At 72.0% G+C, this 7830-nt stretch carries 7 protein-coding genes; 5 read left to right on the top strand and 2 right to left on the bottom strand.

Features of this window, described 5'->3' with window-relative positions; genetic code table 11:
• From cobT to ABZS54_RS40920, 4 genes are all read left to right on the top strand, one after another.
• Window positions 1–1898 (top strand): nicotinate-nucleotide--dimethylbenzimidazole phosphoribosyltransferase (gene cobT / locus ABZS54_RS40935; protein WP_355547892.1); only part of this gene is annotated, 1898 nt, incomplete at its 5' end.
• Window positions 1899–2119: 221 nt separating this feature from the next.
• Window positions 2120–3343: a uroporphyrinogen-III C-methyltransferase gene (gene cobA / locus ABZS54_RS40930; RefSeq protein ID WP_355547889.1), complete on the top strand. Its 1224-nt coding sequence runs from the start codon at window positions 2120–2122 to the stop codon at window positions 3341–3343.
• Between the two features lie 80 nt (window positions 3344–3423).
• Window positions 3424–3588, top strand: coding sequence for a hypothetical protein (locus ABZS54_RS40925; RefSeq protein ID WP_355547887.1), 165 nt, complete (start codon window positions 3424–3426; stop codon window positions 3586–3588).
• Between the two features lie 4 nt (window positions 3589–3592).
• Complete coding sequence (locus ABZS54_RS40920) at window positions 3593–4396, top strand: RNA methyltransferase (RefSeq protein ID WP_355547884.1); 804 nt, start codon at window positions 3593–3595, stop codon at window positions 4394–4396.
• A gap of 46 nt (window positions 4397–4442) precedes the next feature.
• Here ABZS54_RS40920 and ABZS54_RS40915 read toward each other — a convergent pair whose 3' ends face one another.
• The gene (locus tag ABZS54_RS40915) at window positions 4443–5336 is read right to left on the bottom strand and encodes a hypothetical protein (RefSeq protein ID WP_355547881.1); all 894 of its coding nucleotides are present in this window, start codon (window positions 5334–5336) and stop codon (window positions 4443–4445) included.
• A gap of 421 nt (window positions 5337–5757) precedes the next feature.
• Here ABZS54_RS40915 and ABZS54_RS40910 point away from each other — a divergent pair, with 421 nt between their 5' ends.
• Window positions 5758–6870, top strand: coding sequence for a DUF2637 domain-containing protein (locus ABZS54_RS40910; protein ID WP_355547878.1), 1113 nt, complete (start codon window positions 5758–5760; stop codon window positions 6868–6870).
• Between the two features lie 176 nt (window positions 6871–7046).
• On the opposite strand, the gene ABZS54_RS40905 is transcribed toward ABZS54_RS40910, so the two are convergent.
• Window positions 7047–7628 carry a hypothetical protein gene (locus tag ABZS54_RS40905; protein WP_355547875.1) on the bottom strand — a complete coding sequence of 194 codons (582 nt, stop codon included), beginning with the start codon at window positions 7626–7628 and terminating at the stop codon, window positions 7047–7049.
• Window positions 7629–7830 lie beyond the last annotated feature (202 nt).

Below are 7830 nucleotides of genomic sequence, written 5' to 3'. Positions count from 1 at the left end.
CGGCGGCGGCCGACCCCGCGCCGGCGGCGGCCGAGGGGCAGACGCCCGACGCGGCCGCTTCGGGCGGTGAGCCCCAGGACGTCGATGCGTCGGAATCGGAGTCGGAGTCGGAATCGGAGTCGGACCCGGAGTCGGAGTCCGAGCCCGAGGTCGAGCGCGGCCCCGCCGCTCCCGGCTACGACGACGCGGCGCGCGACGCGGTGCATCGGGTGATGCGCGAGCGCCGGGACGTCCGGGCCGGCTTCCGCCCCGACCCGGTGCCGGACGACGTCCTGGTCCGGGTTCTGGAGGCCGCGCACGCGGCGCCCAGCGTCGGGTACTCGCAGCCGTGGGACTTCGTGGTGATCCGCTCCGAGGAGACCCGGGTCACCGTCCAGGAACTGGCCCAGCGGCAGCGTGAGGCGTACGCCACCTCGCTGCCCAAGGCCCGGGCCAAGCAGTTCCTGGAGATCAAGGTCGAGGCGATCCTGGAGACGCCGGTCAACATCGTGGTGACCGTGGACTCCACGCGCGGCGGTCGGCACACCCTGGGCCGGCACACCCAGCCGCAGATGGGCCCCTACTCCAGCGCGCTCGCGGTGGAGAACCTGTGGCTCGCCGCCCGGGCCGAGGGCCTCGGGGTCGGCTGGGTGAGCTTCTTCGACGAGCGTGAGCTGGCCAAGGCACTGGGCCTGCCCGACCACATCGACGTGGTCGCCTACCTGTGCGTCGGCTACGTGGACGCGTTCCCCGACGAGCCGGAGCTGGCCACCTCGGGTTGGGCCAAGGCCCGGCCGCTGTCGTGGGTGGTGCACGAGGAGACCTACGGTCGGCGCGGTCTGCCCGGCGAGGAGCCGGTCAGCCTGCTCGACGAGACGCTCCGGTCGGTGCGTCCGCTCGACGCCAAGACGCTGGGCGCGGCGTGGGAGCACCAGCGCACCATGACCAAGCCGCCCGGTTCGCTGGGCATCCTGGAGACGATCGGCGCGCAGTTGTCCGGGCTGGCCCGGACCTTCCCGCCGCCCGTCCCGGAGCCCGCCGCGGTCGCGGTGTTCGCCGCCGACCATGGGGTGCACGCGCAGGGCGTGTCGCCGTGGCCGCAGGAGGTCACCGCGCAGATGGTGGGCAACTTCCTCGCGGGTGGCGCCGTGGTCAACGCGTTCGCCAAGCAGATCGGCGTCGAGGTGTGCGTCGTGGACGTCGGCGTCGCGACCGAGTTGCCCAACGCGACCGGACTGCTGCCGCGCCGGATCCGGCCGGGTACCGCGGACATGACCCAGGGCCCCGCGATGACCCGCGAGGAGGCCATCGCGGCGATCGAGGTCGGTATCGAGATCGCCCGCGACCTGGTCACCGCCGGCAACCGGGGCCTGCTCACCGGCGACATGGGGATCGCGAACACGACCGCGTCCGCCGCGCTGATCTCGGTGTTCACCGGTGTGGAGGTCGCCGAGGTCACCGGTCGCGGGACCGGCATCGACGATGCCACGCACCGGCGCAAGATCGAGGTGGTCAAGGCCGCACTGGCGCGGCACGAACCCGACCCCGGTGACCCGATCGGCGTCCTGGCCGCGGTCGGCGGCCTGGAGCACGCGGCGCTCGCCGGTTACATCATCGGCGCGGCGGCGCTGCGCGTACCGGTCGTGCTCGACGGGGTGATCGCCGGTGCGGCCGCCCTGGTCGCGCAGGCGATCGCGCCGGAGGCGATCCAGGCGTGCGTCGCGGGCCACCGTTCGGCCGAACCCGGTCATGCGGCGGCTCTGGCGAAGTTGTCGCTGCGTCCGCTGGTCGAGTTGGAGATGCGGCTCGGCGAGGGCACCGGCGCGGTGCTCGCGCTGCCGCTGGTGCAGAGCGCGGTCCGCGTACTGCACGATGTGGCCACGTTCGACTCGGCGGGAGTCAGCGGCAAAACCGACTGATTGCGACCCCCGCCCGCAGCAGCCGAAGGGCACCTCCGCCACGATGGAGTGGCAGAGGTGCCCTTTCCGCGCGGAAAAACCCGCCGAGGCGACGGCCGGAGCGACACCGGAGCGATACCGGGGTCGTGAAGGACGGACGCCGGAGCGACACCGATCCGTGCACCGGAAGACCGAGAACACAGTACGCAGCGCACCCCGCCCCACCCGGAAAAGTGAGAACGATGTCCCGACTCCCTGGTCCCCCCGCCTATCCCGCCGGCCTGCGTCTGGAAGGACGCCGGGTCGTCGTGGTCGGCGCAGGCACGGTCGCCCAGCGCCGACTGCCCGCCCTGCTCGACGCGGGCGCGGACGTGCTCGTGGTCGCCCCCGAGGCGACGCCGGCGGTCGAGGGCATGGCGACCGGCGGCGAACTGCGATGGGTGCGGCGCGCCTACGCGCCCGGTGACCTGGACGGCGCGTGGTACGCGCTGGCCGCCACCGACGTGGCCGAGGTCAACGAGGTGGTGGCCGCCGACGCCGAGGCGCTGCGGGTGTTCTGCGTGCGCTGTGACGACGCGTCGCACGCCAGCGCGTGGACGCCGGCGAGCGGGCGCTACGACGGTCTCACCGTGGCGGTGCTCGCGGGCGGCGACCCGCGGCGCGCGGCGGGCGTGCGGGATCGCATCGTCGAGGGTCTGCACGACGGCTCGCTGGCCGCACGAGGGGAGCGACCGGCCGGCGCGCTGCCCGGGGTTGCCCTGGTCGGTGGCGGCCCCGGAGACCCGGACCTGATCACCGTGCGTGGCCGGCGGCTGCTCGCCGAGGCCGACGTGGTGATCGCCGACCGGCTGGGCCCGCGCGCGCTGCTGGGCGAGCTGCCGCCGCATGTCGAGGTGATCGACGCGGCGAAGATCCCGTACGGGCGGGCGATGGCCCAGGAGGCGATCAACGACGCGATGATCGAGCACGCCAAGGCGGGCCGGTTCGTGGTCCGGCTCAAGGGCGGCGACAACTACGTCTTCGGTCGGGGCTTCGAGGAGGCGCTCGCGTGCGCCGAGGCGGGGGTGCCGTGCCAGGTGGTGCCCGGGATCACGAGCGCGATCTCGGTGCCCGCGATAGCCGGCATCCCGGTCACCCACCGGGGCGTGGCGCACGAGTTCGCCGTGGTGTCCGGGCATGTCGCGCCGGATGACCCGCGTTCGCTCGTGGACTGGGCGGCGCTCGCCCGGCTGCGCGGGACGCTGGTGCTGCTGATGGCGGTGGAGCGGCTCGGGCCGATCACCTCGGCGCTGGTGGCGCACGGGCGCGCGGGGACGACTCCGGTGGCGGTGATCCAGGAGGGCACGATGGCCACCCAGCGTGTGCTTCGTACCTCGTTGGCCTCGGCGGCGGAGGACGTGGTCGCGGCGGGGATCAGACCGCCGGCGATCGTCGTGATCGGTGACGTGGTGGCGCTCGCCGGCTGACGCCCGAGCCGAGGTGGGTGGGCCGGCCCGCGGCCCGCTGTCCTCGAACGTCGGACGGACTGTCGATCGGGAACGTCTCGGTGGAGTGCACCGACGACTTGGAGTCGGACGGGATCCCGCTCGGCACGCTCGTGGTGATCATCGCCCATCACGCGTCGCGCGGGTGCGCGCAGCCGCTGTCGAACGCGTGCTCCGTGCCCGACGAGGAGCGGCTCGGCTCGCGTCGGACGCGGCTGGGACACTGAGACCGTGCCCGTGATCACGCTCGACGACCCCGCCGACCCGCGCCTCGTCGACTACACCGACCTGACCGATGTGGAACTGCGCCGCCGCCGCGAACCGGCGGAGGGGTTGTTCATGGCGGAGGGCGAGAAGGTGATCCGCCGCGCGCTCGTGGCGGGTTACCCGATGCGCTCCATGCTGCTCTCGCAGCGCTGGATCGAGACCATGGCGGAGGTGATCGAGGCCGCGGATGTGCCGGTGTACGTGGGCAGTCCCGAGGTGGTCGAGCGGGTGACGGGTTATCAGGTACATCGCGGCGCGCTCGCCTCGATGGGCCGCAAGCCGCTGCCGGCGGTCGCCGACGTGGTGGCCGGCGCGCGCCGGGTCGCGATCCTGGAGGGCGTCAACGACCACACCAACGTGGGCGCGATCTTCCGCGGCGCGGCGGCCCTGGGCATGGACGCCGTGCTGTTGTCGCCGGATTGCGCGGATCCGCTGTACCGGCGTTCGGTCAAGGTGTCGATGGGCGCCGTGTTCTCGGTGCCCTACGCCCGGCTGGAGCCGTGGCCCGGCGGCCTGGATGTGCTGCGCGGGGCCGGTCTGACCCTGCTCGCGTTGACTCCCGCCGAGGGGTCGGTCGCGCTGAACGAATTGCCGTCGGCGGACCTGGATCGGTGTGCGCTGATGCTCGGCGCCGAGGGGCCCGGGTTGACCGCGAAGGCGCTCGCCGCGGCCGATCGACTCGTGCGGATCCCGATGTCGCACGGGGTCGACTCGCTCAATGTGGGCGCCGCGGCGGCGGTCGCCTTCTACGCGGTGAGCTACGGCTGAGCCCAGGCAGCGGACGAGCGGGTCGGCCCGCTCGGCTGCCGTGGCGTCATTCCTCGTCCGGGATGTTCTCCAGGCGGTCGAACGAGGACTCGCCCGAGCGCTCGATCTCGTTGATCGAGCGGGTCTGGTAGAGCGCCGGCCGTCGCGGGACGCGCCGCCCGCGCATACGCTGTTCGCGGATCTCGGTGCCCCGGGCCCAGATGTGCCGGCGGATCAGGTCGCCCTCGTGGGGACCCGCGCCGGCGAACCGGTCCGGCGGCACCGGCAGCGCTTCGATCTCACGGCGTGCGGTGCGCGCCGCGCTGACCCGGCGCCGGTAGTCGTGGAAGACCTGGAACTCGTAGTGGTGCAGGAACTCGTAGGCCATCGGCACCTCGACGGACACCGCCAGGCTCGCGATCAGCACCGCCTCGCGCAGCAGCGCCCCGGTGCTCTGCGGCAGTACCAACAGGCCGTCACGCACGGCACGTTGCGGCTGCCGCTTGTGTCGGCGCTCGCGCTCCCAGTCCCACGGCGGTTCCGGGTGCTCGTGCTGCCAGGTCGTGCGGTCGGCGAGCGCGGCGGTCAGCCCGTGGGTTTGCCAACGCACGGTGCCGTCCGGCGCGCCCGGCGCGGGCAGCAACCGGCGCAGGTCGCGTGCGGCCCGACCGCCGAACGGCGTGCGCTCGGTCGCGAACAGCACGATGGGCGGCGAGGGTTCGGCCTCGAAGGGGGTCGGATCCAGGAACCGCCGGTCGATCACCACGAGGGTGTTCTCGTGCCGCCCGTAGGCCAGACCCCACAGGAGTCGGGCGAACAGGCGTGCCCCGGCCAGGTCGGACAGCACGTGCCAGGAGTCATGGAAGTTGTTGACGGCGAACCGGGTCGTGGTGGACGGTCGCAATGTGATCAGCGTGTAGGGCCGTCCGTCCAGGTAGGCAACGGTTCGATGCAGTTTCATCCGATCACTCGCGTCCGAATTGACACCTGAACATGAGCGTTTGAGCGGTTCGTTGGTAGTGATCCGCTTTCCTCTTTCTTGTGTCCTTTGAGGCGTTTCTTCCGATCGCTCGGAATTGGGCGCGAAGACCTTCCCTGATTTATCCCAGGACATGCCGATCGTGTCATGCCAATTTCGATCGAATGTGATCTTGGACTAGCGTGTGCGCGGAAGTGCAGTACGGTCGAGCGTCGCCCTAATTGGCGCAGTGGCCTGTTGGGGTCGCACGGGCGGCCGAAAATGTGGTTGCGCAGGGGATTGTCCTGTCACCCACATGCGGGAAATTCGGTGGATTCGACCCGCACCAGGCGAAATTCCGCCAGTATGGGGCGCCGCGCAATCGGATCAGGAACGGGAAGCGAGGCAAAGCTCGTTGGAGATCATGGGTGTACCCCTGGCCTGGGCCCTCGTCGGCTTGGCGGAACTGGTCGCCCTTATGGCGCTTGTGGCGTATCTGGTCGTCCGACGCCGCAAGGTCGACGCGACGGATACCGGGGAAGGATCCGACAACTGGGAGCGTGAGCAGGACCGCCGGCGGCGCAAGGAACTGATGTACGGCGTCGCCTCGTACACGCTGCTGTTCGTCTGTGCCGGTGTCGCGGCCGCGCTGTCGTTCCACGGCCTGGTCGGCTTCGGCCGGGAGAACCTCGGGTTGGCCAACGGCTGGGAATACCTGGTGCCGTTCGGGCTCGACGGGGCGGCGATGTTCTGCTCCGTGCTCGCGGTGCGCGAGGCCAGCCACGGTGACGCGGCGCTCGGTTCGCGGATACTGGTCTGGACGTTCGCGGGCGCCTCGGCCTGGTTCAACTGGGTGCACGCGCCGCGCGGCGACATGCACGCGGGCGCGCCGCAGTTCTTCGCCGGTATGTCGCTCTCCGCGGCCGTCCTGTTCGACCGCGCGCTCAAGCAGACCCGCCGGGCCGCGTTGCGCGAACAGGGCTTGGTCCCACGTCCGTTGCCGCAGATCCGGATCGTGCGATGGTTGCGTGCCCCGCACGAGACGTTCAATGCGTGGTCGCTCATGCTGCTCGAAGGCGTGCGCACCCTCGACGAGGCCGTCGAGGAGGTCCGCGAGGACAAGCGGGCCAAGCAGGACGATCGTGAGCGTCGGCGGATCGACGGCAAGCGGGAGCGAGCGCAGCTCAAGGCGCTCAGTCGTGGTGACGGCGGTGGCGGGCACTTCGGCCGCCGCGGCGCCGCGCGTCAGGAAATGGCTGCTCTGCCGGGAGGTGGCGGCTCCGAAGCACTCTCGGAGCCTGCTATAGCCGGAAACGACGTTTCCGGCCACGGCGGCTCAGCCGACACGAACAACCCTGCCGGCCGTCCGGCGCTTGCCCCTTCCGCGCGAGCGAGCGAACTCCCGGCGACGACCGCCGACAGCGGCGGCGAGCGGCGTGACGTCATCGACCTCACCGCCGAGGACGACACCATGACGCTGCCCCGGCTCGACTCGCTGGAGCGCAAACTGAAGGATCTGGAGCGCCAGTTCGGCTGAGTCCGGACAGCGTGATCCGACCCGACGAGATGGTCCGATACGAGGAGGGGCACCCGGCTTCGGCCGGGTGCCCCTCCTCGTATGTCGGGTGCCTCGTGCGTTGCCGGCCGGCGCGGTGATGGCGGCGATGTGAGGTCGGTGTGGGTGGTGGGTGTGCGGTGCGGTGGGACTTCCGCTCACACTCCGGCCGGGACCAGTACACCGTCGGGGCCGACCACGTAGCGGGTCGTCACGTCGGCGATGTCCACGTAGGACTGGATGCGCACGATCGCACCGTCGACCACCGTCCACCGCGTGGCGACCGCCTGTGGGTCGGCGGCCGCGGCCAGCGCCGCCACCGCGGTCGGCGTGCCGCCGGCGAACCGGTAGAGCTCGACCAGGTGGGTCGGCGAGCCGCCCGCACCGGGGGAGCGGGTGAGCACCACGACCACGGCGGGTGCGCCGTCCAGGCTCGCCGGGACCACGTCGCCGAGGGTGATCCGGTCGCTGCCGACCACCGCCGAGCCGTCGGCGAGGGTGACGGTGGCGCCGCCCGCGGAGGGGTCGGCGTAGGTGCGGTCGGACCAGTCGGCGATCGGGATCGAGCCGTGCGCCGGACCGACGCGGAACGCGCCCGGCCCCGGCGGCGACGGAGCGGGTTGGGCGACGGTCGAGGTCTTGGCGTCGTCCCCGTCGTCCCCGTCGTTCTGGAACGCGGCGATGGCGAATGCGGCGATGGCGGTCACGACGACGAATACGATCAACTGCTGGATCAGCAACCGCCGTCGGTCCTCGGGCCGGCGCCGGATGCCGCCGGCGGCCCCGGCGCGTGAACGCGGCCCGTGATCGACCCGGCCGGCCCGCTTGGGGTCCGTACGGTCTGTGCGGTCCGACCCGCGTCCGCTGCTGGGCCTGTACGCGCCGAATCCGGGCCGGGTCGCGTTCCTGTTTCCCGGTCTGGAGCCGGAGGTGTCACCGCGC

This window comes from Embleya sp. NPDC005575, assembly GCF_040605455.1.
Taxonomy (GTDB): domain Bacteria; phylum Actinomycetota; class Actinomycetes; order Streptomycetales; family Streptomycetaceae; genus Embleya.
Note: the sequence above shows the minus strand (reverse complement) of the source record. Positions and strands in the feature narration are given on the sequence as shown.